This window comes from Acidisphaera rubrifaciens HS-AP3, from assembly GCF_000964365.1.
Taxonomy (GTDB): domain Bacteria; phylum Pseudomonadota; class Alphaproteobacteria; order Acetobacterales; family Acetobacteraceae; genus Acidisphaera; species Acidisphaera rubrifaciens.
This window is the reverse complement of record NZ_BANB01000570.1, coordinates 1-1,213: the sequence shown is the minus strand read 5'-3', so window position 1 is coordinate 1,213 and position 1,213 is coordinate 1. Positions and strand designations below refer to the sequence as shown.

General features: G+C 75.0%; 1 protein-coding gene and 1 pseudogene. Both read left to right on the top strand.

What is annotated here, in order from left to right:
* The coding region (locus B8460_RS14785) for a zinc-binding dehydrogenase (protein ID WP_048862378.1) at nucleotides 1–403 on the top strand (403 nt) is incomplete at its 5' end.
* Nucleotides 404–418: 15 nt separating this feature from the next.
* Nucleotides 419–1,213: pseudogene (locus B8460_RS14780) on the top strand (hypothetical protein); the annotation flags it as partial.

The window sequence follows — 1,213 nt, the reverse complement described above, 5'->3', positions numbered from 1 at the left end:
GAGCGCAGACGCACCCGACATCGCCGCCGAAATCCGCGCGCATACGGGCGGTGCGGGGGCGGCGCTCGTCTTCGACACGGTGGGCGGGACGGCGATGACGCCCGTGGCACTGGCCGCCGCGGCGCGGCGCGGCCGGGTGATCGCCGTCAGCGCCACGACCGGACGGGTGGTGCCGATCGACCTGATCGACCTCTATCGCAACGAGACGCGGCTGATCGGCGCCGACAGCCGCAAGCTCGGCATGACGGAAAGCGCGCGCATCCTCGCCGCCCTGACCCCTTATTTCGATTCCGGCGCCTATCGCCCGCTACCGATTGCCCAGCGCTATGCGCTGGCCGACGGGGCGGCGGCCTATCGCGCGGTCGCGGCGGGCGTGCGCGGGCGGGTCGTCCTGTGGCCCTGACCGGCGGCTGAGGCGATGCCGGCCGCCCGTTCGCTGCGCGCGCGCCTCGGCGTGGTATGGGGCCTGTCGCTGGTCGCCTGTCTGGCGGTGGGCGGCGTGATGGTGGCGCTGTATCGCGAGTCGACCGCCGCGCAGGTGGCGCGGGCCGAGGCGGTGGTGGCGCGTGCCTGCGACCTGATCCGCGACCGCTACGATTTCTACACGTCCGGCTGGCAGGGCGCGCGCCCCGATCCGGCCTCGGCGGCGGTGCGCGGCAACCTCGCGATCGCGACCGGCATCGCCCTCGCGCAGCAGCCGGAGGTGGAGGGCGGCATCTGGCAGGGCGGCGCCGGGCCGCTCGCCTATGCCTATCCGACCTATCAGGGCGGCACGCCCAAGACCGACCTGCCGGCGGCCGAGCGGGCGCGGATCGAGGCGATCAACCGCGCCGCGCTGCGCGAGGAAGCGTCGATCGGCCGGCGCGAGACGCGGGGCAACCAGACGCTCCTGCTGCGTGCCTGCCTGCTGCCCGGGCCGATTCCCCGCCTGACCGGCTGGGCGATGACACGGGTGCACGACGTGCCGGGCTTCCGTCCGCTCGCGGCGGGACTGGCCGTGCTTGCCGGGCTGATAGTGGCGATGGCGCTGTGGCTGGGCGGCACGCTGCTGACGTGGAACCGGCATCTGCGCGGCATCGAGCGCGCGCTGGCGGCGGCGGGGCCGGCTGGCATCCCGGCGATCGACCGCACCGGCGAGCGCGAACTGGACCGCATCATCGACGCGCTGAACGACGCGGGCGCGCGGCTGGAGGACGCCCGCGCCGAAGCCGCC